This window comes from Moorella sp. E306M (genome assembly GCF_006538385.1).
In the GTDB taxonomy this organism is placed as follows: domain Bacteria; phylum Bacillota; class DSM-521; order Neomoorellales; family Neomoorellaceae; genus Neomoorella.
The window spans coordinates 1,729,436-1,753,090 of record NZ_BJKO01000001.1 but is presented as its reverse complement, the minus strand read 5'-3'; the positions used below and the strand labels follow the sequence as shown (position 1 = coordinate 1,753,090).

Genomic DNA, 23,655 nt, shown 5'->3' with positions numbered 1-23,655 from the left:
ATGGTATAGTTCGACGTGGAAAAAATAAACCCTCCTTTTATTGCTAAAAAGGAGGGTTTTTTTCATCCTCACTTCAGCAGCCCGTCCCGGTCGCGGTGGGCCAGGCGGGAGGAAGCGGCGGCGGCGATGGCGGCCACCAGGTCATCGAGGAAAGTGTTGACCTTCTCGTTTTTCTTGCTGTTGACCACGCCGATGATGCCCGGCTTGACCTTGTCCAGGTAACCGAAGTTGGTAAAACCGATGGAACCGTAAATATTGATGATGCTCAGGGCCAACACCTCGTCAATGCCGTAAAGGCCGTCGTCACTCTTTAGCATGGTGGCCAGGGGTTCGGCCAGTTGCCCTTTTTCGGCCAGCTCATCAATGGCTATGCCGGTAAAAACGGCGTTCTGGACCTCCCGCTTTTCCAGCACCCGCTCAACGCTTTCGCGACAGGCGGCCATGGTAAGGTTAGGAATATATTTTTGCTGGACTTCATATACCAGGCAGGCGATATCTTCCAGCGATACCCCCCGCCGTTCCATCCAGGTTATGGCCAGCTGCTTGAGCAGCAGGGAACTGGCATATTGATTTTCCTTCGGCTGTGCCACACTCACTACTCCTGTCCCCCCTCGTTATAAGAAGTAACCCTATTATAACATAAATTCATTATTTTTACCGCAGCTTTTCCCGCAGGTGCAAAATAGCCTCCAGCACACCCCCGGCGATGGCCCGGGCTTTATCGGAAATGGTGAAGCAGTAGTCCCGTTCACCGCGGGGGTCGATGTCGCCGACCTTCATTCCTCTGGTGACTTCCAGGCCGTCGTGGAGGATACCCCGCAGCACGCCGCTGATCCGCGCCGGCAAGGGCACTTCGCCAACCATGGCCACTGTTTCGCCGGTGGTTACCAAGTCACCGATTGCCTTGCAACCCATAAATATTCCATCTGCCGGCGCCCTCAAGACCCTTTCTTCGGTATAGCCCATGACTTCACCCGGGATACCGGTATTAGGAAGGGCTTCGCCCTGCCAAATGACCCGGCCGAGATAATGACCGCGCCTGGTCTCCACTACCGCGTGGGCGTCCCGGCCGGCCGTAAAGCCAGGCCCCAGGGCGATAACAATGGGAGCCTGCTCCATACTTGTCCCCAGGTTGGTCTTGGCCATGATGGCATCTACGACAATTTCCGGCCGGAGGGTCGCAATAACCCCGGCCCGGGGATCCACCAGCACGGCAATTTCTCCCCGCGTGGCTTTCGTCAGGGCCTCCTCCGGGCCGGTCACCAGGCGGGCCGTAACTCCCTCTACAGTAACGGCGCCGGAATAAACCGCTTCCGCAAAGGCCACGGCCCGGCGGATTACCGTTGGCCGGGGTATCTCCGTCATGATTACCGGAAAACCGGCTTGATGGAGACGGTGGGCCACCCCGCTGGCCAGGTCCCCCGCCCCTTTGATAACCACCAGATGCCGCACTTTCCTGCCCCCTGTAAATTAGAAATCAGAGGTGTTGGTAGAAACATCGACCCGCTTTTTGGCAAAAGTTATTGCCTCCCCAGCCAGTCCTGGTAATCAGCCGGGGTATCGATATCCTGCACCACTCCGGGGCAGTCCACTTCTACCGCCAGCACTTCCTCCGGATGAACCCGGATAATCTCCCTGGCCCCCACATCTCCCTGCTGGGCCATAATTTCCGGCCAGAGAGCGCGGTCGATGAGAACCGGATTGCCCCGCCGTCCCTGGTAAACGGGGACAATAATCTTTTTCCCTCCCTGCCGGTAAGCGTCACACAACCGGGTGATGACTTCCGGCGTGACTCCCGGCTGGTCGGCCAGGACAAAAAGGGCGGCCCGGCTTTCCGGCCCGAGGGCGGCCAGCCCGGTCTGCAGGGAGGTGCTGAGGCCCTGGCGGTAGCCGGGGTTGTAAGCCAGATTTACCCGTAAGCCTTCCAGGGCCGCTACCACCCTGCCGGCCTCGTGACCCAGGACCACGACAACATTCCCCGGTAAAGCTGCCAGGGCCGTGGCTACCACCCGTCGTACCATAGGCTGGCCGGCTATTGACAATAGTTGCTTGCCGCCGCCAAAGCGCTCCCCGGCCCCGGCGGCCAGGACAACTAATCCCACCGGCGCGGGCGTTCTCGTTGCCTGTCGCAGTATTACCTGGCGCACCGGCGCCGGGGTGGCCACCGCACCCAGGATAACCTTCTCGCCGCCGGCGGCGAAGACGGCCCCGGCCACGGACCTGCCCGCCCGCAGCAGTTCATAATCTTCAGCCTGGTTTAACAAAACCACCCATCGCGCTGCCGGTGGCACCCCTTTACGCCCGCCGCGAGGATGGACCAGGAGCCGGGCCACATCATGCGCCGTCACCAGGAAGCCTTCTTCCCGTCCCAGCAGCCCTGCTGCCAGCCGGGGGCGATGGACAAAGGGGGCAGCCAGGGGCCGCCCCAGCACCGGCAGGCCGGCCACCGTCACCACCATGGTTGTTACCGGCGGGATGACCGGCTCGTGGCCCGCCGGGACCTTGAGGAGGGCTCCCGCCGCTCCATCTCCCTCGAGGAGGAGGTAATCAATATCCAGTTCTGCCAGCGCAGTTACGCCTGCCGCGTCCAGGCCCTTAACCTTGCCCTGGTCAGTAACCCCAGACCCGCAGGTGACCAGATTCCCCCTCTTTAGACCGGTTGCCACACCTGCTGCCAGGCTGGCGGTATCGCTGGTAATGACCGGTTCTGCCAGCTGCCGGAGCTGGCTTAAAAGCATTTTTGTGGTCGGGGCAACAACAACCCGGCGCCCCGCGGCTGCCAGTTCGCGGGCCAGACAAATAAGGGCCGAGGTTTTACCCCCTGCCCCGACAACAGTAATGATCTCTCTGGCCTGCAACCCCAGGGCCTGGTATAAGCGCATCGAAAAAATCCCCCAAAAAGAACACTTACATAAATAATAAACCGGCATTATAAACAGCTAAGGGCGCCGGCCTCCATCAGGGATTCTAAAACTGGGGGGGCGTAATGGCCGAAATAAAGACCAGGTCTTCGTTGCCGACACTCCACAGCTTGTGGGGGATGGAGGCGTAATAGTAGATGCTGTCCCCCGCTTCCAGCCGGTATACTTCCCCGCCGATGTCGATTTCCATAATTCCCTCGAGGACGACAATACACTCTTCCCCCGGGTGCGCCAGGGGCTCGTCGCAGCTGGCCGCTCCCGGCTCCAGGCGGGCCATCATCACTTCCATCTTACGGTTTAAATCCGGCGACAAGAGTTCATAGGTCAAATGGGACTGGGGAAAACGCAGGACCTTGCGCTGGTCTTTCCGCACTACCGGGCTGTGGTCTTCATGGTTTAACAAGAAATAAAAAATAGGGATATCGAGAGCCTCGGCAATTTTGCGTAAAGAGGTAATAGAGGGATCGGCCAGATCCCGTTCCACCTGGCTCAAAAAACTGGAAGTAAGGCCGGTTTTTTCCGCTACCTCCTTGAGGCTCATGCCTCGCTCCCGGCGTAAGTTGCGTATCTTCTCTCCAAGCACTCTTTACCCTCCCAGTGGCTCGATAAATACATCCATAATCCCGCCACAGACCATGCCTTCGTCGGCAGCCGTGTCGGCCGTCAGGTCCAGGTGATATATTTCCGGCTCCCCCTTTTCCAGGACCAGCAAAGCCCGCTGGCGAACGGCCGCTTCGGCACAACCGCCGCCGATGGTTCCCAGGGTTTGGCCCCCGGTGGTAACCAGCATCTGGGTGCCGGCTTCCCGGGGCGCCGAACCCTTGACCCGGATTATAGTAGCCAGGGCACAAGGCTTTCCCTGCTCTATTAATTTAACCGCCCCTCGAATAAGTTCCCGGTCCACCTTCTGGGCTCCCCCGCTTAAGGCAACTGAACTCATTAAGTATTTATTACAACATATTTAACTCTTTTCCTTCTTCGCCGGCGATCTTTATCCTTATTTTTTCGCTGCCAAAAAATAACCGCCGGCTCTTAAAGAGGGGCGGTAGATTTAAGCTCCACGCCGGTAGACCCGGATAATCTCCGCCAGGATACTGACGGCGATTTCCGCCGGCGTTTCAGCACCGATGTCCAGGCCGATGGGAGCATGAATTCGCTCCAGGGCCGCTTCGCTTACACCCTCGGCCAGCAGGCGCTCTTTAACCCCCTGGACGCGCCGCCGGCTGCCGATCATGCCGATATAGGCCGCCGGGGAGGCGATTACGGCCCGCAGGCAGTCATAATCATAGCGGTGCCCCCGGGTGACGATAACGATAAAAGTGGCTGGAGTGATCTTAATATCCTGCAGGGCCGCCGTAAAGTTATTACAAATTATTCTATCGGCTGTTGGGAAAAGGGCGCGATTTGCGAAGTCAGGACGGTCGTCAATTACGGTTACCCGGTAGCCGGCCAGTTTGGCCACCGCAGCAACCTGCTGGCCCACATGGCCGCCCCCCAGGACGATAACTTCCGGTTCGGGGAGCACCGGTTCCAGGAAAAGGGTTACGCTACCCGCATCCAGGTCTATGGTTTCCAACCGGGGCCGGCGCCCGGCTAAAACCTCCCTGGCCCGTTCAGCTACAGCGGCTTCCAGATTTACCGATCCCAGGCTGCCGTAATGACCCTCCGGAGTCCATAGGAAACGGTTGCCAGGTGCCACTCCCGGCAGGCCTGCTTCTACTTTAACTACCATAGCGGCTACCCCCGGCTGCTGACCCTCCAGGGCCGCCAGCAGCTGCCGGAAAAAGGCCAATTTATCCATGGCTGCTCTCCTTCCTCCGTCAACCTAAACTTTTGCAGGCCTCTTAACCTGACTCCCAAAACATTTTCCGCTTACCGGGGGGCTCATGGTCAGCCTTCATGAGAGAGGCGGCCGCAAACATCGGCCGCTGCCAAATTGCCTTCCAGGCAAAAATCTACAAACTCCGCCATGGTATTTACGAAAGCGTCCGGACGGGCGGCCAGCAGGCGTTCCCGCGGGATCCTGCTCCACCCTGCTGCCACGCTCGTTACCCCACCCGCCCTTGCTGCCAGAATATCGTGGGGGCTGTCGCCGATCATTGCTACATCAGCTGGAGCAAGCTGTAATAGCTCGAGACCGCGCCGGACCGGCTCCGGGGCCGGCTTGTGGCTGCGCACGTCTTCCATGGTAACAACTACCGGGAAAAATTTTTCCAGGTTGAAAAGGCGCAGGCCATAGAGGGTGGTATCCCGCACGCGAGAAGTAACGATACCGAGCTTGATACCTGCCGCCCGGAGCTCTTCCAGGCCTTCCCGCACCCCCGGGCAGGGCCGTACCAGAGTGGCAAAATGTTCCTCGCTGAAGCGGCGGTAAATGGGGATCATCTCTTCTACGAGATTGGGTTGACCGGGTACAAAGGCGCTCAAGCCGTCCCGCAGGGGGATGCCAAAATAAGGGTAAATCTCTTCCGGGGCTACCGTCCGTCCCAGGTATGGCGCCAGGGTATGCTGGAAGGACTTGATCACCAGTTCGGAGGTATCCACCAGGGTGCCGTCAAAATCAAAAAGTACGCCGGCGAACAAAACCCTCCCCCCTTACAGCCGTTCCTTCAGCAGCTGGTTCACCAGACCGGGGTTGGCCTTGCCCCTGGTGGCCTTCATCACCTGGCCCACCAGGAAGCCCAGGGCCTTGTCTTTACCGTTGCGGTAATCCTCAACCACACCCGGGTTGGCGGCCAGGACTTCCTCGACAATCTGCGTCAGGGCGGCCACATCGCTGATCTGGACCAGGCCCTTTTCCTCGACTACCTGGCGCGCCCCTTTACCGGTGGCAAACATCTCTTCCAGGACCTGCTTGGCAATCTTGCCGCTGATGGTCCCTTCTTTTTGCAGTTGCAAGAGACTCGCCATTTCTTCCGGCGGTACGGGAGATTGTCCCGGTTCCAGGTTGCCGGCATTTAAAAGGCGCAGGAAGTCGCCCATGATCCAGTTGCTGACGGTCTTGGCGTCGGGATAGAGGGCCACCACCCGGTCAAAATAATCGGCGAGATCCCGCGAGCTGGTAATCACCCCGGCATCGTAGGCCGGCAGGCCATAATCGTCAATCAAGCGGCGGCAGCGGGCGTCGGGCAGCTCGGGAAGCTCCCGGCGCACCCGCTCGATCCAAGCGGCATCAATCTCTAAGGGCACCAGGTCGGGGTCAGGGAAATAGCGGTAATCCTGGGCTTCTTCCTTGGTGCGCATGACATACGTCACGCCGCGATTCTCATCCCAGGCCATGGTGGCCTGCTCCACCCGGCCGCCGCTTTCCAGGATGGCAATCTGGCGCTCAATCTCATACTCCAGGGCCCGCTGCAGAGAGCGGAAAGAGTTCAGATTCTTTACTTCCGTCTTGGTACCGAAGGACTGGCTACCCCGGGGCCGTACCGACACATTGGCATCACAGCGTAACGATCCTTCCTCCATCTTGCAGTCGGACACGTCCAGGTACTGGAGGATGGTTCGCAATTTTTCCATGTAAGCCCGGGCTTCGGCCGGTGAGCGCAGGTCCGGCTCGGAAACGATCTCTAAAAGGGGCACCCCCGTCCGGTTGTAATCTACCAGGGAATAGCCCCCGTCGGGACCGTCGACGTGGATTAGCTTGCCGGCGTCTTCTTCCATATGCACCCTGGTGATGCCGATAACCCGTTCTTCGCCGTCAACGGTAATCTTTAAATGGCCCCCCCTGGCCAGGGGCAGGTCGTACTGGGATATCTGGTAGTTTTTGGGTAGATCCGGGTAATAATAATTCTTGCGATCAAACTTGCAGAAGGTTGCCACCTGGCAGTTCAGCGCCAGGGCCGTCTTTAGCCCGAACTCCACCACCTGCCGGTTAATGACCGGCAGCACTCCCGGCAGACCCAGGCAGACGGGGCAGACATGGGTGTTGGGTTCACCGCCGAAGGCCGTGGTACAGCCACAGAAAGCCTTGGCATTGGTTTTCAGCTCCACATGGACTTCCAGGCCAATTACTGCTTCGTATTCCACTTTAAGCCACTCCCAGCTCCGGCCGCCGCCGGTGATATTCGGTAGCTTGTTCAAAGGCGTAAGCTACCCGCAGCAGGGTTGCCTCATCAAAGGCTTTACCGATCAACTGCAGGCCAACGGGCAGCCCCTGGCTAAAGCCGCAGGGGATGGAGAGGGCCGGCAACCCGGCCATATTAACAGGAATAGTGCAGAGGTCAGACATATACATAGCCAGGGGATCCCCTGCTTTTTCTCCTAAACGGAAGGCGACTGTAGGCGATGTCGGTGTTGCCAGCAGGTCGTATTTGCTAAAGGCGGCTTCGAAATCCCGGCGAATAAGGGTCCTTACTTTCAGGGCTTTCAGGTAATAAGCGTCGTAGTAGCCCGAACTCAAGGCGTAGGTGCCCAGCATAATACGCCGCTTTACCTCTGGTCCAAAGCCCTGGCTCCTGGTGTTCATATACATTTCAATGATGTCTTTGCCCGGCACCCGGAGGCCGTAACTGACACCGTCATAACGGGCCAGGTTGGAGGAAGCCTCCGCCGGGGCCACCAGGTAATAGGCCGGCAGGGCGTATTCCGTATGGGGCAGGGAAGTCTCTTCGCAAATGGCCCCCATTTCCTCAAGTTTGGCAATGGCCCGGCGGACGACCTTCTCAACCTCTGGTTCTATGCCGGCGCCGAAATACTCCCGCGGTACACCTATTTTTAAGCCTTTAATTTCCGGTTGCAGAGCCGCCCGGTAATCAGGTACCGGCAGGTCGGCCGAGGTGGAATCAGAGGGATCATGACCGGCAATGACCCCCAGGACCAGGGCGCAGTCGGTGACATCCCGAGTAATAGGGCCGATCTGGTCCAGGGATGAGGCGAAGGCCACCAGGCCGTAGCGCGATACCCGGCCATAGGTCGGCTTCATACCGACGACGCCGCAGAAGGAGGCTGGCTGGCGGATGGAACCGCCGGTATCGGACCCGAGGGCATAACAGGCCTCCCCGGCGGCCACGGCCGCTACCGAACCGCCGCTGGACCCCCCCGGCACCCGCTCCAGGTCCCAGGGATTACGGGTCGGGAAAAAGCCGGAGTTTTCCGTGGAGGAACCCATGGCAAACTCGTCCATATTGAGCTTGCCCAGTATTACCGCCCCGGCCGTTTTGAGGCGTCGGACCACGGTGGCGTCATAGGGCGGTACCCACTCGGCCAGCATCCGGGAAGCGCAGGTCGTCCGCACTCCTTCGGTGCAGAGGTTGTCCTTTAAGGCCATAGGCACGCCGGCTAGAATACCAGGGTCCTCGCCCCGGGCGCGGGCCGCATCAACGGCTTTAGCCTGCTCCAGGGCCTCTTCGGCCGTCCGGGTTAGATAAGCCTGCACCCGGCCATCGACGGCCTCGATGCGCTCGAGCATGGCTTCGGTAACCTCTACGGCGCTCACTTCGCGGCGCTGTAAAAGATCGCCCAGCTCATGGACGGTCAAATAGTGTAAATCCATCTTCCACACCTCCCGGTCTAAACTACCCGCGGCACTTTAAACTGCCCTTCACTGGCTGCCGGTGCCCCGGCCAGGGCCTTTTCCCGGGGTAGCCCGGGCCGCGCTACGTCATCGCGGAATACATTGCGCAAGGGCAACACGTGGGCTGTAGGCTCCACATTTTTCGTGTCCAGGGCGTTCAATTTATCCATATATTCCAGGATGGCATTTAGCTGTTCGGTGTAGGCCGCCTTCTCTTCGGGAGTGAGTTTCAGGCGGGCCAGCAGGGCGACGTGTTCTACCTCGGCTGTCGTGATAGGCATATATAATATAACCACCTTTTTAAGTTAAGGTTTTTGCCTAATTATAACAAACGGAGCATCAGGGAGCAATTGCTCCGAGTTAAAAGTTTTAAAGCCATGAGGCGAGATCAAAATCTGCTGCAAAGGGATTAACAAAAGAAATGCCTTCTAAAATAGAACCAGTGGCAAAATCCTCACTAAAAACAGTACTAATTTGATTAAGACGGGCCGTAGCCCATATCTGGGCATCCCAGTATGATAGTTGATATTCGCGAACACCCCGTACGGCTTCAATTATAATTAACGGCGTTACATCTAAAACGGTCCAAGAAGCAAGGTAATTTTGAATCCGTTTTTGTGCCTGTTCTAAAGTTAATGGTTCTTTAATTTTACGGGTTACAGTAACAAAAAACTCTGCCAGAACTTGCGCACTGATGGCACCTATCTTCCTGGTCGCTAATAAATCAAGGATTTGTAGGGCCTTTACTTGTTTTTCTGGTTCAGAACGATCATAGGCATATACCATAACATTGGTATCAACAAATATGCTAGCGTTCATACAGTTCTTCCCGCTTCCATGTGCGCTGTCCTTTAGCCGGTCCTTGTTTAATTAATTGCTGGATAAATTTTTTTTCTTCCTCCCACGCTCTAACATCTTTTTTTTGCCATTTAGCGGTACTTATATGACTGGTAATTGCACGGCGGACCAGTTCCGCTTCTGTTATCCCCATTTCCTTGGCCTTTTGTTTTAGAATAAAATTCTGTTCAGCATTGAGATATAACTGCTTACGTATCATACGTTCCATTAGTTTTTCACCTCTTTCGCTTGTACATTATATTATACATTATCTGCTAATTCAACTATACCTCCTTCAATAATTCCTTTAACTCTGTAACATCTATCACCGGCACCCCTAGTTCCAGGGCGCGGGTGTACTTGGAACCCGGCTTTTCGCCGGCTACCACGTAATCGGTCTTTTTGCTCACGCTGCTTACAACCTTGCCCCCGGCGCGGGTAATGAGCTCTTCTGCCTCCTGGCGGGTCATGCCCGGCAGGGTGCCGGTGATAACAAAGGTCTTGCCGCTTAAAGGCCCGGTCGGAGCGGCCGCTCTTTCAGCTTCCATCCGTACCCCGGCTTTTTTCAGCTTCTCCAGGACGGCCAGATTTCTTGGTTCGGCAAAAAATTCCCGGATACTCTCAGCAATACGGGGGCCTATATCGGGCAGGGAAGTCAATTCCTCCTCTGAAGCCGCGATTAGCTTCTCCAGGGAGCCGAAGTGGCTGGCCAGGGTCCGCGCCGCCCGCTCGCCCACATGGCGAATGCCCAGGCCGAAAAGCAGGCGTTCCAGGGGCCTGTCCTTGGCTGCGGCAATGGCCGCAATGAGGTTGCTGGCCGACTGCTCGCCAAAGCGCTCCAGTTTTAACAGGTCTTCCTTTTTCAGGTAGTAGAGGTCGGCCGCATCACGGACGAGGCCGGCCTCCAGGAGCTGGGAAATGATGGCCGGCCCCAGGCCCTGGATGTCCATGGCTCCCCTGGAGGCAAAGTGGATGATCCCTTCCAGGACCTGGGCCGGGCAGGCTAAACCCCCGGTACAGCGGTGGGCCGCTTCTCCCGGCGGGCGGACTACTGCCGCGCCGCAGGCCGGGCACTTCTCCGGCATGGTAAAAACCTCTTCCGCTCCGGTACGATGTTCGGGCAGAACCTCCACCACTTCCGGGATGATGTCGCCGGCCTTCTGGATAACCACCGTGTCGCCGATGCGAATGTCCTTTTCCCGGATGTAGTCTTCATTATGCAAGGTAGCCCGGCTGACGGTAGTTCCGGCCAGGCGCACCGGCGTTAATACAGCTGTTGGTGTCAGGACGCCCGTGCGCCCTACCCGGAGGATAATCCCTTCCACCCGGGTCGTCGCCTGCTCGGCCGGGAACTTATAGGCCACGGCCCAGCGCGGCGCTTTGGCCGTCGCGCCCAGGACGGGATGCAGGGCCAGGTCGTTAACCTTGATCACCAGGCCGTCGATTTCATAGGGTAAGGCAGCACGGCGCTCCGGCGTCCAGGCCTTTATTTCTGCCAGCACAGCCTGAATGTCCCGGGCCAGAAAACGGTAGGGGTTGACGGGCAGGCCCAGTCCGGCCAAAAATTCCAGGGCTTCTTCCTGGGTAGTAACTTGTGCCCCGGTGACGCTGATAACCTGGTAGACAAAAAGGCTTAAATTGCGGCCGGCCGTCACTTTTGGATCCAGCTGGCGCAGAGAACCGGCCGCGGCATTGCGGGGGTTGGCGAAAAGGGGCTCCCCGGCCTCCTCCCGCTCGGCGTTCAGGCGGGCAAAGGCTGCCTTGGGCATGTAAACTTCCCCCCGCACTACCAGGTGGGGCAGGGGTCGCCGCAAGCGCAGGGGGAGCAACGGGATGGTCCGTAGATTCGCCGTCACTTCTTCCCCTACCTGGCCGTCACCGCGGGTGGCCCCCAGGCTAAAAACCCCGTCAATATAGGTGAGGGCAACCGTCAGGCCGTCTATTTTGGGCTCGATAAGATAGGACACCTCGCCGCCGGTTATTTCCCGCACGCGGCGGTCGAAATCCAGCAAATCGCCCTCATTGAAGGCGTCATTTAAACTCAATAAAACTTCCGGATGCCGGACGGGATTGAAATCCTCCCGGGGCGCCCCGCCTACCCGCTGGCTGGGGGAATCCGGTGTCAGGAGTTCCGGGTAGGTCTCTTCCAGGGCTATTAATTCCTGCATCAGGGCGTCGTATTCCCGGTCGCTGATCACCGGCTGGTCAAGGACGTAGTAGCGGTAATTGTGTTCTTCGATCAGGCGCCGCAGTTCTTCAACCCTCTGCCGGGCAGTCTGGATATCCATGTATTACCTCCCCTTACACCTTCCTAACGGGAGCGTAGCGGACCATGAGGTGCTTGATACCTTTTTCGGGAAAGGCTACGCTGATAACTGTATCCTCGCCTTCGCCGCTGATTTTTACAACAACGCCGAGGCCAAAACTATTATGCTGGACTTTATCCCCCAGTTGCCAGTCATACTGGACCCGGGGAGCCGTCTCGTTCCCGTGCCGGCTCTGCTGGCTGCCGTTCATACCACCCCCGGGACTTGCCGGCCCCGCCTGTCCATCCCTGGCGATTAAATCAGGCGGTATTTCCGCCAGGAAACGGGAAGGAGGGTTGCTCATGGTATTGCCGTAAAGGTTGCGGGTCCAGGCATGGGTCAGGTAGAGGACTTCTTTCGCCCTGGTCATACCCACATAGCAGAGACGGCGTTCTTCCTCCATTTCCTCCGGGTCCTCCAGGGAGCGAAAGTGGGGGAAGACCCCTTCCTCCAGGCCCGCCAGAAAGACCACCGGGAACTCCAGGCCCTTGGCCGTATGCATGGTCATAAAGACCACGGCGTTACCGCCGCTGTAGGTATCGCTTTCGGCCACCAGGGCCACCTGGGCCAGAAAATCGGCGAGCTCAGGTTTTTCACTACCCTGGTCATAATTCCTGGTGACCGTCAGGAACTCCTTTAGGTTTTCCAGCCGCGCCTGAGCTTCCGGCGTTTTCTCCGCTTCTAACTCCGCCTGGTAACCGGTTTCCCGCAAAATGGCAGTCACCATAGCCGTTATTGTTAAGTTTTCCTGCTGCTGGCGCAGGTTATCCAGGAGGGTTATCATTTCCTGGAGTGCCTGCCGGCCTTTAGCGGGAATACCGGGGATGTTCTCCAGCTGTTGTAAAGCCCGGTAAAGGCTTAAGGCCCTGCTGGCAGCAAAGGCTTCCAGGCGGGCCAGGGAAGTTTCGCCGATGCCCCGCCGCGGGACATTGATAATCCTTAAGAGGCTCGTGGCGTCATCGGGGTTGGCTATCACCCTCAAGTAGGCCAGGATGTCCTTTATCTCTTTCCGCTGGTAGAATTTCAGGCCGCCGACGATTTCATAGGGAATACCCGCCTGGAGGAAAGCCTCTTCTAAAGCCCGCGACTGGGCATGGGTACGGTAGAGGACGGCAAAATCGCTGAAGGGCCGGCTTTCCTGGCTGTGGCGGCGGTAAATTTCAGCAGCGATATAATTGCCTTCATCGCGCTCATCGGCGGCGCTGTAGAGGTGCAGCAGTTCCCCTTCCCGCCGCCGCGTCCAGAGGCGCTTTTCCTTGCGGCCCACATTATGCTGGATAACGGCATTGGCCGCCTTGAGGATGGGCTGGGTGGAACGGTAATTCTCTTCCAGGAGGATTACCCGGGCATTGGGAAAATCCTCTTCAAAGGCCAGGATATTACCAATGTCGGCCCCGCGCCAGCCGTAAATGCCCTGGTCCGGGTCGCCGACGACGCAGAGGTTTTCACCTTTACCGGCCAGCAAGCGCACTAGGACATACTGGGCATGGTTGGTATCCTGGTACTCGTCCACCAGGATATGCTGCCAGCGCTGCTGATAGTAACGCAAAATCAGGGGGTTATTCTGCCATAAGGCCACCGTCTGCATGATGAGGTCATCAAAATCCATGGCATTGGCGGCTTTAAGCCTCTCCTGATAACGACGGTAGATAGTGCCCTGCTGCTGTTCTTTTACAGTGGCACTCCAGCCGAGGTATTGTTCGGGTGTCTGCAAGGAGTTTTTAGCATTGCTGATAACATGGGCTACCGAGCGGGGCGGGAACTTTTTCTCATCCAGGTTTAACTCCTTTAATACCTCGCGAATGAGCGCCTGCTGGTCATCGGTGTCGTAAATGGTGAAATTGGACCGGTAACCTAGCAGGTGGGCATCCCGCCTTAAAATGCGCACACAGGCCGAGTGGAAGGTGCTGACCTGGAGGCGCCGGGCCGCGTTACCCACCAGCCCCTCCAGGCGTTCCTTCATTTCCTGAGCCGCTTTATTGGTAAAGGTCACCGCCAGGATATTTTCCGGTGCCACCCCTTCCTGGATCAGGGAGGCTACCCGGTAGGTCAAAACCCTGGTTTTGCCGCTCCCGGCACCGGCCAGCACCAGGAGGGGCGCACCGCGGTGCTTTACGGCTTCTTGTTGGGGCTTGTTAAGCAAGGCCATAAAGTCTGCCAAGATCTTCACACTCCTAAACATAACTTATATTCGCCCCGATAGATAAAAAACCTGCTACGCGGTTCTTTTCTTTCTCTCCATCCAGGACAGTGCTGCATATAATGCAGAAGATAATAAAGTATATGTGAGGTGAACAAATTGTTTATAAGGGACGCAGAGAAGCAAGTATTCCGCCTGAATGCTCCTCAGCAAGAGAAAGACATCGCGGCTACACTGACCGGCCTGGAAGAAGATTACCAGGAAGGCGGTAAAAATGCCAGCGTCTCCAACCAGCTGGCAGACAGTACTCCTGCACCCGCAGAAGAAGAGCCGCCCTGCCCAACGCCAGGCCATGGCCAGCCCCTGACCCTGGCCGCCCACAGCCAGGCCCTATTCCGGGAAGCTATTTTAAACGGCACCGTTAACCAGTTGCTGGATGAGTTGCGGGTCTGGATCGAAAAAATCCGGGCTTTCTTGCTGTATGCTGATACCGGTATCGAGACAACCGGTAACATTGTTAACATCGCTAAAGGCACCCTGGAAAAGGAACTGGGCCTGACTCCGGCCACCAGTACCACCAGCACCACTTCTATGCAGCTGCCGGCTTCATCCTTACAATTAGTGTGGAACCTCATTCGCACCCCGGAATTCCAGCAGTTTACCGGCCGTATGCTGGCCCAGGTCCTAAAGATGGGCCTCAACCCACCTGAAAATCGAGTTTGACGGGGCGGTTATCCCCGCCCCTCCTTCCACCCGGCATGCGGGTCCACATCATGAGGTTCAATACTATCCCGGGCATACATTAAAAAGGACCTACTAGCTTTTAGTAGGTCCAGTGAAGTAGATTTTATCTTACCCCCGTTTATTTCAACCAGCTCTCAACCACGTCCGCGTTTTCTTTCATCCAGCGGCGACCGGCCTCCACCGGCTCCATGCCTTCGTTAATATAACCTTCCAGTACGCCAAGCTGCTGGTCATTCATTTTAAAGTTCTTTAATAGCCTGGCTACTTCCGGGGCGTCTTTCTCCAGACCTTTGCGGGCTATCTTGTCGATGCGCTCGGCTGCGCCATAGACACCCTTCGGGTCTTCTAAAAACTTCAGGTCCCAGCGGGCAAACATCCAGTGGGGAGTCCAGCCGGTAACTACCACCCACTCGTTTTTGTCGATAGCGTCTTTGAGGCTGGCTGTCATGGCCGCCTCGCTGCTGGCGACCAATTCGTAATCAAGGCCATATTCCTGAATAGCTTTGTTGGTGGCCTTCATAATACCTGCCCCGGCGTCGATGCCTATGATTTTACCTTTAAACTTATCTTTCACAGGGTTCATTTCTTCGATGGAGTTAATGTTTACATAAGCAGGCACTACCAGACCAATACGGGCCCCTTCGTAAACTGTGCCGTAGTTGTCCACTTGATCTTTTACTTTAGCCATGTAGCTCTCGTGAGTTACCGGCAACCAGGTGTCGACAAAGGCATCATAATCCCCTTTGGCTACCCCAGTAAATACAACACCTACATCCGCCTGGGCCGTTTCTACTTCATACCCCAGTTTATCTTCAATAATAGCCTCCAGCAAGTGGGTCATGGCAATCCCTTCCGCCCAGCTTACATACCCCAACGTAATTTTTTTCTTTTGAGCGGGCTTGTTGCACCCGGCCACCGCCAGGGCTATTAAGCTTAAAACAACGACTAAAATGACACTCCTTTTAAAAGCTCGCAATAAAATAACCTCCTTTAGTGTTGATTGGCGTTGCCTTTAGAATGGCCGCCCTTCCCCAGCGATTCGGTTACCCGATCCAAAAACATCGCCACCAGCACCACGGCCAGGCCGCCTTCAAAGCCAGTGGCAATGTCCAGCTGGGTTACACCGTACAACACCTCCTTTCCCAAGCCAGGAGCCCCGACCATAGAAGCAATTACTACCATGGACAAGGCGAGCATAATTGTCTGGTTAATCCCGGCCATTATTGTCGGCAGGGCCATGGGGAGCTGCACCTTGGTTAAGAGCTGGTTGCTGGTGGAACCAAAGGCGTGGGCCGCCTCGATGACATCCTGCGGCACCTGACGAATACCAAGGTTGGTAAGGCGGATAGCAGGAGGCATAGCAAAGATGACGGTGGCAATCACTCCCGGCACGCGGCCGACGGTAAAGAAAAGAATAGCAGGGATAAGATAAACAAAAGCCGGCAGTGTTTGCATGAAATCCAGGATGGGGCGCAGCAAATTGTTTAACAAATTGCTCCGGGAGGCCCAGATGCCTAAGGGTATGCCAATGCCCAGGGCCACCAGGGTCGATATAATCACCAGGGACAGGGTTTGGAGGGTTTCGGTCCATAGGTCCATGCCAGCTATAACTGTAAAACCAATGACTGTAAAAATAGCCAGACCCCGGCCGGCCAACCGCCATGCCAGGAGCGCCATTAAAGCCACCATCAACGGAACAGGTATCAGCCCCAGGCCATTTTCCAAAGCCACTACCAGCGTATTTAGAACCACGGTAATAAGATTAAAGACCACATCTAAATTAGCATTCAGCCAGTTAACCAGGATTTCAAAGGCTTGGCCTACGGGCAAACGAAACTCCCAACCTATCATACTCATGAACCAACCTCCTCTCCGGCCATGGCTGCCAGGATGTGCACCCTGGCAATTATACCCAGCAGGCGCCTCTTCTCATCCACCACGGCAATAGGGACTTTGGTTTCAGCCGCCATCCCAAAGAGGTCCCGTACCGGCGTCTCCGGTGAAGTGGTTGGAATATCTGTTTCTATCAATTCACTTAGATCTTTTTTCTCCAGGTTTTCCCGGCGAATCAACTTATCGACCGTCACCAGTCCCCGCAGTTCCCGTTCTTTATCTACCACAAAGACGCTGGAAAGGCCCATCTCCCTCATTTTCCGTAACGCTACATGGGGGCCGTCCTTGGTCGAGATCATCACTTCGGGTTTTTTCATGATACTGCCTGCGGTCAATACTTTGCTACGGTCTACATCTTGAACAAATTCCGCCACATAGTCGCTAGCGGGATTTGTCAATATCTCTTCCGGTCTGCCGATTTGAACAATTACACCGTCCTTCATCACCGCTATACGATCGCCGATTTTTAATGCTTCATCCAAATCGTGAGTTATAAAAAGAATTGTCTTTTTCATCTTGGCCTGCAAATCCAACAGTTCATCCTGCATCTCCTTACGAATCAATGGATCCAGGGCGCTGAAAGCTTCATCCATCAACAGGATGTCGGGATCGTTGGCCAGGGCCCGAGCTAATCCAACCCGCTGCTGCATGCCGCCGCTCAATTCGTGAGGATAGCTCTCGGCCCACCCTGCCAGCCCCACCAGTTCCAGGGCCGCCATGGAACGCCGACGCCGTTCGCCGGGATCAACCCCCTGTATCTCCAACCCGTACTCTACATTGCGAATGATATTCCGGTGGGGAAAGAGGGCAAACCGTTGAAAAACCATGCCCATCTTCTTACGCCTGATGGTACGTAGTTGATCCTCGTTCATCTGGAGAATATCTTCACCATCAATGAGCATCCTACCCCGGGTTGGCTCGATAAGGCGGTTGACGCAGCGAAGGAGGGTAGATTTCCCACTTCCGGAGAGGCCCATAATAACAAAGATTTCACCGGCTTCAATATCGAAAGAGGCATTATTGACCCCCACGGTGTGGCCAGTTTTACGGAAAATATCCTCTTTGCTCATTCCTTGCTCCAGCAACTTCAAAGCCTTTTCGGGGTTAGGTCCAAATATCTTATATATATTTTGGGCCGACACCTTGGTTGTCATATCCCCAATTCACCCCTTTCATCATCATTATTATTTAAAACGAATAGTCAAGTTAAAAACACCTACTTTCCAGTATATCAACGGTAAAAAGCTCTTGGCAAAAACCCGGAGTAAAAAATACCTAAAATATGCTGACCATAGTTCCCATATCCTCGCCTATCCTTCCTTAGATGGAGAGATGGCCATCAAAAACCGGCCCTCGTGCAAGGAGTGGTCCTGGTTGCTTAAAAGCACCCTTGCCTATCTCTAGAAGGCTGGCGCTCCCCCGCCCGCAGCGGACTTTCACCACCAAGTCAACGCCCATACCGGGCGTACACAGAAAAGCTCTGGCTAAGCCAGAGTTTTTTCTTCCCTACCAGTCCAGCAGGCGCTTTTCTCCTTCCAGGGCGCGGATGTCCGTCACGTCCTGAGTGACCTCCACCACGCCCCGGTAGCGACCCTCAGCATCGCGTACGGCGAAATAACGAATATGAATGAAACGGCCGTTCATGGTTAGCCAGAATTCAGCTTGGTCTTTGGTACCGTCCCGGAATTCGGCCAGAATCTTCTCCACCACATGAACGCTGACCGGGGGGTGGCAGTTCTGCACTTTACGGCCGATGATAGCCGGGCTGCGGGTAAAAATGCGGTGCTTACCGGCGGAATAATAGCGGACGTTGTCATTCTCGTCAACAAAGGTGATATCTACAGGCAAATGGGTTAAAAGGAGGTTCACCTGTTCCGGGGTCAACTTGCCGGTAGCTAACTCGATTGCCCCTGCCGGGCCTTCTTTTTCCTGCGCATCCGGGGCGGTCCCGGCCGCCTGGCGCGGCCGCCATTCGTTCCCGGGAGAAACCAGGGCGTAGCCTATTTCCTCTTCACCCCGGCGTACCTCAACCCAGTCGGAGGGTGTAAGTTTTTCCAGGGCCATGGGGAAGAGGATGCTTTCTTCCTTATTAATCATTTCCGCTATAGCCGTGAGCAGTTCGTTTCCCTGGTTGATAACAGTAGCCAGATCATCTTCATCCACGGCACGGGTTACCTTTTTCAACATAGCCCTGATGTCGTCGTGGAGCTGCCACATGACCTTGGGCGGGCCGTATACTCCCCGCCGTTCCAGCAGTGGAAACAGCTGGTGCTCCTTGCGAAGGTAATGTTTGTCGATTTCCGCCAGGCGGGCCAGCTCTTTTTTAATTTCTTCCTTCCGCCGCCGGAAAACTTCCCAGCCTTCCTTATCTGCCGTCTTAATTTCCCCCAGGAGCTTCTTCAGGGCCTCCACCACGCTGCGTATGGCCTCGTTCTCCAGGCGGAAGGTGTGGACGGGGTGGCCGGGCGGGGTGGTATCCACCTGCTGTTCGGCCAGGGATTCTTTAAACAGGGCGACGTGAACATCGCATAAGCGCTTGATCTCCTCTTCCGGCATGCCCTCGGCTATGAGCCGGCTTTCCAGGGCCGCAATTTCACCCGGGCTGACGTTACGAATCAGCCTAGCAAAGCGTTGTTTCAGCTCTTCCAGGTCCTTACCGGCATGTAAATCCCGGATAATCCCCTTTAAAATTTCCTGACGCTCTTCCCGGGCATCCAGCAGTTCACTCACGACCATTTCTCCTTTTCGCGTTATATATATATTTAATGTTTCCCCGGTCAAAGTCCGGGTTATACATCTTCGCACTCAAAAAAGCCCTCTTTACTTGCACGCCAAGGTCGGCGCCGGGCACTGTTCGCACTATTTTGTTATTTTATTCCTTCCTTCCCGGTGGTATAATAAACAAGTAAAAATCTCACAACAAAGTAGAGGTGAAGGAAATGGAGCCGGATAAGAAACAGGCTGACAGCAAGCCCCTTGAAGCCCAGGCGGCCATTTTAAGCGAGCTGGTCGGTTACCAGGAGGGCTCTATCGTCAGCCGGACGATTATTGATAAAAAGACAGGTACGGTAACCCTCTTCGCCTTCGCTGCCGGCCAGGGCCTGAGCGAACATACGGCGCCCTACGACGCCCTGGTGTACGTGCTGGACGGGGAAGTGGAAATTACCATCTCCGGCAGGCCCCTCCATGTAAAGACGGGGGAGGCCGTAATCATGCCCGCCAACCAGCCCCACGCCCTGCGGGCGCTAACAAATTTCAAGATGGTCCTGACCATGATCCGGTCTTGAGATAACTCGCCGCGATATCTTGGGCAGTTAATTCCTGACCGGAATGAAAAATATAAATTAGGGCCTCAAAGCAAGCTGCCATTGAGGCCCTTAATTCTTCCAGGAGATGCTCCGGCTTTCTTTGAGGAATATAATCTGTTTCCCTTAATTTTGAGCTCTAGTTTTAGTTGCAATATCGATCCATACCGCCAGCACGAGAATCAAGCCTTTAACTATAAACTGCCAGAAAGGCGGGGTATTCATCATACTCAAGCCATTATCTAAACTGGCCATAACAAGTGCTCCTATAATCGCCCCACCAATACTACCTGTGCCGCCCATGAGGCTTGTACCACCAATAACGCACGCTGCAATAGCATCAAGCTCAGCCATTTGACCCGCAGCTACTGAAGCAGCGTTCAATCTTGCTGTTAACAGGATGCCGCCCAGGGCAGCCATTAACCCACTGAGAGCAAAAACAGCCAGGACATTACGGCGAATATTAATACCGGATAAGCGTGCTGCTTCACTGTTGCCACCAATAGCATAGACATAACGCCCGAAGCGTGTCTTCGTCGCCAAACCCGTAAAAATAAGTGCCATCACCACTACGATAAGGACGGGTACAGGTATACCCTGGTAATCATTCAGTAGATAGACAAAGAGGCCAATAAGAACGGCATAAAAAGTAGTGCGCATTATTTCCAGAGTTAAAGAAGGCACAGTAAAACCGTACTTTATTCTAGTATACCGTTGCTTTACAGTAACATAGGTCACATAAATAATGCCGAGTGCTGCTAGCAAGAAGCCTATATTTTCAGGTACATAAGATTGGCCTATCTGTTTAAAACTATCCATGAGAGGCGATACAGTTTCGCCATGGCTAATTCCTATAAGAATTCCCCGGAATATCATCATACCGCCCAAAGTGACAATAAAAGCAGGAACCTTTTTATAGGCTACCCACCAGCCCTGCCATAAGCCGGCCAGCAAGCCGATTAAAAGGCTTACCAAAATGGCGGGAATGGTCTGCCACCCGTACCAGACCTGTAAAATTGCCGCTACCCCTCCGGTCAGTCCCATGAGCGAACCTACGGAAAGGTCAATATGACCGGCGACTATAACAAAGACCATACCAATCGCTAAAATAGAAGTCATTGACATCTGCCTGAAGAGGTTTGATAGATTACGGGAAGTTAAAAAAGCACCCTGGGTAGTATAAGTGAAAATAGCCCATATACCCAGCAAGGCTAATATCATTGTATAAGCGCGCACATCTATTCTACTTAAAAACCCGCCTGCTTTAGGGTTAGATTGTACTTTAAGCACTTGCCTTACCTCCAGTTGCACAGGCCATTATTTTTTCTTCTGTGGCTTCTTCACGGGAAAACTCGCCTGTTATTCTTCCTTCACATAACACCAGGATACGATCGCTCATACCCAATATCTCAGGTAACTCGGATGACACCATAACAATGGCTACACCCTGACTAACTAAACTATTAATGAGATTATATATTTCATATTTAGCCCCCACATCAATACCCCGGGTTGGCTCATCAAGAATTAGGACCCTGGGTTTAGTCATCATGGCTTTAGCCAGGACTACTTTTTGTTGATTGCCACCACTCAAGTTTCCTACACAAGCTTCTACGGAGGGGGTCTTTATTTTCAATTTATCAACATAGAATTCCGCATCTCTGATTTCCGCGCTTTCATTAAGCATAATATTATATGATCTTTTTAAGCTGGCAAGGGTTATATTTCTGCGGATATCCATATCCAGTACCAGCCCTTGACGCCGGCGATCTTCAGGCACGAGAGCTATCCTATTCGAAAGGGCGTCTTCACAATTCTTTATTTTTACCTTTTTCCCATCCAGCCATATTTCTCCTTCATTTTTACCTGGATAACCGCCATAAATGCTGGTAACTAATTCCGTGCGGCCCGAGCCAATAAGTCCGGCAATACCTAAGATTTCTCCCCGGCGGACATAAAAGCTGACATCTTTTACTATTTTTTTGCGGGGGTTATCTGGACTGTAGACGCTAAAATTACGAACCTCCAAAGTAATTGCTCCAGGACTATGCTTTGTAGAGGGGAAAAGGCTGTTCAGTTCCCGGCCAACCATCATTGATATGATCTTATCCTGGTTCGTTTCGTCTTTTTTCACGGTACCAATGGTTCTCCCATCACGAAGGACGGTAATATTATCGGCAATTGCAAAGACTTCATTTAGCTTGTGGGAAATATAAATACAAGTGACTCCTTTACTTTTTAGCTGGCGTAAAATACCCATCAGAATTTCTACTTCACTATCCGTCAAAGCGGCGGTAGGTTCATCTAGAACAAGAATACTGGCGTTCTTCGCTAAAGCTTTGGCTATCTCGACCAGCTGCTGTTGCCCTACCCCCAGGTTTTTAATCTTAGTTCCCGGGCTTACCTCCAGGCCCACCTCTTTGAGCCATTTCGCCGCCTCCATATACATTTTCTCCCAATCAATCAAGTAATGATGCACAGGCTCATTGCCCAGAAAAATGTTCTCCGCTACAGATAATTCGCTAACTAAAGCCAGTTCCTGGTAAATAATAGCTATTCCGGCTCTTTCTGAATCCTTAATGGTATAGAACTTTTGGGGTTGACCGTTAAGCAAAATTTCTCCCTGGTAGGTGCCATAAGGATATACACCGCTTAAGACTTTCATTAAGGTAGATTTACCAGCCCCGTTTTCGCCACATAAAGCATGTATTTCACCTTTCCTGGCCTTAAAATCAACTTTGTCTAGTGCCCTGACGCCGGGAAATTGCTTTGTAATTTCCCGCATCTCCAGGATATAGTGGTCCATAATAGACCCCTTCTTTCCCAATAGAATCAGCCGTTTAAATTTAACAGGCAAGAGGCCATAGTGGCCTCTTGCCCATCTGTATTCTTGATTGTCTATTGCTTCGGCCACTTTTCTTTGGGGATGTTTTTGTAAACATCCTCAAGTTTGTGGAAACCATCTTTAATTACGGTCTGGACCATATTATCTTTGTCTACCATAATGGGTGTCAGCAAAATGGACGGCACATCTATCTTCCCATTGTTTACTTTACTATTAGGTTTAACATCCTCACCCTTGGCCAGAGCTACCGCAACCTCCGCGGCCCGGGTGGCCAGAGCCGTAATAGGTTTATAAACAGTCATAGATTGTGTTCCTTCAACAATACGCTGGCAGGCAGCAAGGTCCGCATCCTGGCCAGAAATAGCCACTTTACCAGCTAAGTTCTGAGCAGCCAAAGCTTGAATAGCTCCGCCCGCAGTACTGTCGTTAGATGCGACCACAGCATCAATCTGGTTATTATTGCTGGTCAGGGCATTTTCCATAATCTTCATGGCCTCTTCCGGCAGCCAATCTTTAACCCACTGATCGCCAACAACTTTAATGTCTCCCTTATCAATAAGCGGTTTAAGAACATTCATCTGCCCTTGTCTAAATAATTTAGCATTGTTGTCTGTAGGCGATCCACCCATAAGGAAATATTTACCTTGAGGAACCTTCTTGGTCAGGTACTCGGCCTGCAATTCACCGACGCGGACATTATCAAAGGAAATATAGAGATCTACATCTGCATTTCTTATTAAACGATCATAAGCCAGGACTTTCACACCAGCTTTATGCGCCGCTTCGACAATAGGAGCCATAGCATCGCCATTATGGGGTATTACAACCAAGACATTAATACCCTGGGAAATGAGGTTCTCAGCCTGGGAAAGCTGGGTAGCATCGTCACCGTTTGCCGATTGTACCAGTACTTCAGCTCCGAGTTCCTTGGCCTTAGCCACAAACAAGTCTCTATCATGCTGCCAGCGTTCCAGGCGTAAATCATCCATTGAGAGACCTATTTTTATCTTATCGCCACTTTTGGCCGAAGCGCCCTGATTACCTCCATTTTTGTTCGAATTTCCACCTTGACCGCAACCTATAAGAATGGTCATAGCCAGCAGGATTAAAACTGCAGCCAGGGCAATTATCCTGGAGGTCCTCCTTTTTAGC

23 protein-coding genes are annotated in these 23,655 nt (G+C 54.1%); 2 read left to right on the top strand and 21 right to left on the bottom strand.

Going from position 1 to position 23,655, the window contains the following annotated elements; all coding sequences use genetic code 11:
• Positions 1–68 precede the first annotated feature (68 nt).
• The 14 genes from FLZ89_RS09170 to pcrA all read right to left on the bottom strand — a co-directional run bounded on the left by FLZ89_RS09170 (position 69) and on the right by pcrA (position 13,758).
• Entirely contained in the window at positions 69–524 is a 456-nt protein-coding gene (locus FLZ89_RS09170; protein ID WP_172613709.1) for a phosphatidylglycerophosphatase A family protein, read from the bottom strand.
• A 130-nt stretch (positions 525–654) separates the two neighbouring features.
• On the bottom strand, positions 655–1,452 hold the full coding sequence (gene yqeB / locus FLZ89_RS09165; protein WP_141262813.1) for a selenium-dependent molybdenum cofactor biosynthesis protein YqeB: 798 nt from the start codon (positions 1,450–1,452) through the stop codon (positions 655–657).
• A gap of 68 nt (positions 1,453–1,520) precedes the next feature.
• On the bottom strand, positions 1,521–2,882 hold the full coding sequence (yqeC, locus tag FLZ89_RS09160; RefSeq protein WP_141262814.1) for a selenium cofactor biosynthesis protein YqeC: 1,362 nt from the start codon (positions 2,880–2,882) through the stop codon (positions 1,521–1,523).
• Between the two features lie 85 nt (positions 2,883–2,967).
• Positions 2,968–3,504 carry a cupin domain-containing protein gene (locus FLZ89_RS09155; protein WP_141262815.1) on the bottom strand — a complete coding sequence of 179 codons (537 nt, stop codon included), beginning with the start codon at positions 3,502–3,504 and terminating at the stop codon, positions 2,968–2,970.
• A gap of 3 nt (positions 3,505–3,507) precedes the next feature.
• The gene (locus FLZ89_RS09150) at positions 3,508–3,861 is read right to left on the bottom strand and encodes an XdhC family protein (protein WP_253256443.1); all 354 of its coding nucleotides are present in this window, start codon (positions 3,859–3,861) and stop codon (positions 3,508–3,510) included.
• A 111-nt stretch (positions 3,862–3,972) separates the two neighbouring features.
• Positions 3,973–4,722: an XdhC family protein gene (locus tag FLZ89_RS09145; protein WP_141304836.1), complete on the bottom strand. Its 750-nt coding sequence runs from the start codon at positions 4,720–4,722 to the stop codon at positions 3,973–3,975.
• 89 nt (positions 4,723–4,811) lie between these two features.
• The gene (locus tag FLZ89_RS09140; RefSeq protein WP_141262818.1) at positions 4,812–5,504 is read right to left on the bottom strand and encodes an HAD family hydrolase; all 693 of its coding nucleotides are present in this window, start codon (positions 5,502–5,504) and stop codon (positions 4,812–4,814) included.
• A gap of 12 nt (positions 5,505–5,516) precedes the next feature.
• Positions 5,517–6,947 carry an Asp-tRNA(Asn)/Glu-tRNA(Gln) amidotransferase subunit GatB gene (gatB, locus tag FLZ89_RS09135; RefSeq protein WP_141262819.1) on the bottom strand — a complete coding sequence of 477 codons (1,431 nt, stop codon included), beginning with the start codon at positions 6,945–6,947 and terminating at the stop codon, positions 5,517–5,519.
• A gap of 1 nt (position 6,948) precedes the next feature.
• Positions 6,949–8,412 (bottom strand): Asp-tRNA(Asn)/Glu-tRNA(Gln) amidotransferase subunit GatA, encoded by a 1,464-nt coding sequence (gatA, locus tag FLZ89_RS09130; protein WP_141262820.1) that lies wholly within the window; start codon positions 8,410–8,412, stop codon positions 6,949–6,951.
• 17 nt (positions 8,413–8,429) lie between these two features.
• Positions 8,430–8,714 (bottom strand): Asp-tRNA(Asn)/Glu-tRNA(Gln) amidotransferase subunit GatC, encoded by a 285-nt coding sequence (gatC, locus tag FLZ89_RS09125; RefSeq protein ID WP_141304835.1) that lies wholly within the window; start codon positions 8,712–8,714, stop codon positions 8,430–8,432.
• A gap of 88 nt (positions 8,715–8,802) precedes the next feature.
• Positions 8,803–9,252, bottom strand: coding sequence for a PIN domain-containing protein (locus FLZ89_RS09120; RefSeq protein WP_141262822.1), 450 nt, complete (start codon positions 9,250–9,252; stop codon positions 8,803–8,805).
• Entirely contained in the window at positions 9,242–9,499 is a 258-nt protein-coding gene (locus FLZ89_RS09115) for a CopG family transcriptional regulator (protein WP_141304834.1), read from the bottom strand. The genes FLZ89_RS09120 and FLZ89_RS09115 overlap by 11 nt, the downstream gene beginning before the upstream one ends.
• 55 nt (positions 9,500–9,554) lie before the next feature.
• Positions 9,555–11,558: an NAD-dependent DNA ligase LigA gene (gene ligA / locus FLZ89_RS09110; RefSeq protein WP_141304833.1), complete on the bottom strand. Its 2,004-nt coding sequence runs from the start codon at positions 11,556–11,558 to the stop codon at positions 9,555–9,557.
• A gap of 13 nt (positions 11,559–11,571) precedes the next feature.
• On the bottom strand, positions 11,572–13,758 hold the full coding sequence (pcrA, locus tag FLZ89_RS09105; protein ID WP_172613529.1) for a DNA helicase PcrA: 2,187 nt from the start codon (positions 13,756–13,758) through the stop codon (positions 11,572–11,574).
• Positions 13,759–13,875: 117 nt separating this feature from the next.
• Here pcrA and FLZ89_RS09100 point away from each other — a divergent pair, with 117 nt between their 5' ends.
• The gene (locus tag FLZ89_RS09100) at positions 13,876–14,439 is read left to right on the top strand and encodes a hypothetical protein (RefSeq protein ID WP_141262826.1); all 564 of its coding nucleotides are present in this window, start codon (positions 13,876–13,878) and stop codon (positions 14,437–14,439) included.
• Between the two features lie 139 nt (positions 14,440–14,578).
• Here FLZ89_RS09100 and FLZ89_RS09095 read toward each other — a convergent pair whose 3' ends face one another.
• The 4 genes from FLZ89_RS09095 to FLZ89_RS09080 form a co-directional block, all read right to left on the bottom strand.
• A complete protein-coding gene (locus tag FLZ89_RS09095; RefSeq protein WP_141262827.1) occupies positions 14,579–15,442 on the bottom strand; it encodes a glycine betaine ABC transporter substrate-binding protein in 864 nt (287 codons plus the stop codon).
• Positions 15,443–15,450: 8 nt separating this feature from the next.
• A complete protein-coding gene (locus tag FLZ89_RS09090) occupies positions 15,451–16,311 on the bottom strand; it encodes an ABC transporter permease (RefSeq protein WP_141264057.1) in 861 nt (286 codons plus the stop codon).
• 2 nt (positions 16,312–16,313) lie between these two features.
• Positions 16,314–17,507 carry a quaternary amine ABC transporter ATP-binding protein gene (locus FLZ89_RS09085; protein WP_141262828.1) on the bottom strand — a complete coding sequence of 398 codons (1,194 nt, stop codon included), beginning with the start codon at positions 17,505–17,507 and terminating at the stop codon, positions 16,314–16,316.
• A gap of 352 nt (positions 17,508–17,859) precedes the next feature.
• Entirely contained in the window at positions 17,860–19,083 is a 1,224-nt protein-coding gene (locus FLZ89_RS09080) for a DUF438 domain-containing protein (RefSeq protein ID WP_172613528.1), read from the bottom strand.
• A 209-nt stretch (positions 19,084–19,292) separates the two neighbouring features.
• Between FLZ89_RS09080 and FLZ89_RS09075 the strand changes: the two genes are divergently transcribed.
• Positions 19,293–19,640: a cupin domain-containing protein gene (locus tag FLZ89_RS09075; protein ID WP_141304829.1), complete on the top strand. Its 348-nt coding sequence runs from the start codon at positions 19,293–19,295 to the stop codon at positions 19,638–19,640.
• 144 nt (positions 19,641–19,784) lie between these two features.
• On the opposite strand, the gene FLZ89_RS09070 is transcribed toward FLZ89_RS09075, so the two are convergent.
• From FLZ89_RS09070 to xylF, 3 genes are all read right to left on the bottom strand, one after another.
• Positions 19,785–20,879 (bottom strand): sugar ABC transporter permease, encoded by a 1,095-nt coding sequence (locus tag FLZ89_RS09070; protein ID WP_253256548.1) that lies wholly within the window; start codon positions 20,877–20,879, stop codon positions 19,785–19,787.
• A gap of 61 nt (positions 20,880–20,940) precedes the next feature.
• On the bottom strand, positions 20,941–22,464 hold the full coding sequence (locus FLZ89_RS09065; protein WP_141304828.1) for a xylose ABC transporter ATP-binding protein: 1,524 nt from the start codon (positions 22,462–22,464) through the stop codon (positions 20,941–20,943).
• Between the two features lie 92 nt (positions 22,465–22,556).
• Positions 22,557–23,597, bottom strand: coding sequence for a D-xylose ABC transporter substrate-binding protein (xylF, locus tag FLZ89_RS09060; protein WP_141304827.1), 1,041 nt, complete (start codon positions 23,595–23,597; stop codon positions 22,557–22,559).
• Positions 23,598–23,655: the final 58 nt, after the last annotated feature.

What these genes read in the sequence shown, in the direction of transcription:
- FLZ89_RS09170 (WP_172613709.1), bottom strand. Translation starts at nt 524, where the DNA reads ATGGAACGGCGGGGGGTATCGCTGGAAGATATCGCCTGCCTGGTATAT.
- yqeC (WP_141262814.1), bottom strand. Translation starts at nt 2,882, where the DNA reads ATGCGCTTATACCAGGCCCTGGGGTTGCAGGCCAGAGAGATCATTACT.
- FLZ89_RS09150 (WP_253256443.1), bottom strand. Translation starts at nt 3,861, where the DNA reads ATGAGTTCAGTTGCCTTAAGCGGGGGAGCCCAGAAGGTGGACCGGGAA.
- FLZ89_RS09145 (WP_141304836.1), bottom strand. Translation starts at nt 4,722, where the DNA reads ATGGATAAATTGGCCTTTTTCCGGCAGCTGCTGGCGGCCCTGGAGGGT.
- gatA (WP_141262820.1), bottom strand. Translation starts at nt 8,412, where the DNA reads ATGGATTTACACTATTTGACCGTCCATGAGCTGGGCGATCTTTTACAG.
- gatC (WP_141304835.1), bottom strand. Translation starts at nt 8,714, where the DNA reads ATGCCTATCACGACAGCCGAGGTAGAACACGTCGCCCTGCTGGCCCGC.
- FLZ89_RS09120 (WP_141262822.1), bottom strand. Translation starts at nt 9,252, where the DNA reads ATGAACGCTAGCATATTTGTTGATACCAATGTTATGGTATATGCCTAT.
- FLZ89_RS09115 (WP_141304834.1), bottom strand. Translation starts at nt 9,499, where the DNA reads ATGGAACGTATGATACGTAAGCAGTTATATCTCAATGCTGAACAGAAT.
- ligA (WP_141304833.1), bottom strand. Translation starts at nt 11,558, where the DNA reads ATGGATATCCAGACTGCCCGGCAGAGGGTTGAAGAACTGCGGCGCCTG.
- pcrA (WP_172613529.1), bottom strand. Translation starts at nt 13,758, where the DNA reads ATGTTTAGGAGTGTGAAGATCTTGGCAGACTTTATGGCCTTGCTTAAC.
- FLZ89_RS09090 (WP_141264057.1), bottom strand. Translation starts at nt 16,311, where the DNA reads ATGATAGGTTGGGAGTTTCGTTTGCCCGTAGGCCAAGCCTTTGAAATC.
- FLZ89_RS09085 (WP_141262828.1), bottom strand. Translation starts at nt 17,507, where the DNA reads ATGACAACCAAGGTGTCGGCCCAAAATATATATAAGATATTTGGACCT.
- FLZ89_RS09075 (WP_141304829.1), top strand. Translation starts at nt 19,293, where the DNA reads ATGGAGCCGGATAAGAAACAGGCTGACAGCAAGCCCCTTGAAGCCCAG.
- FLZ89_RS09070 (WP_253256548.1), bottom strand. Translation starts at nt 20,879, where the DNA reads ATGATATTAGCCTTGCTGGGTATATGGGCTATTTTCACTTATACTACC.
- FLZ89_RS09065 (WP_141304828.1), bottom strand. Translation starts at nt 22,464, where the DNA reads ATGGACCACTATATCCTGGAGATGCGGGAAATTACAAAGCAATTTCCC.
- xylF (WP_141304827.1), bottom strand. Translation starts at nt 23,597, where the DNA reads ATGACCATTCTTATAGGTTGCGGTCAAGGTGGAAATTCGAACAAAAAT.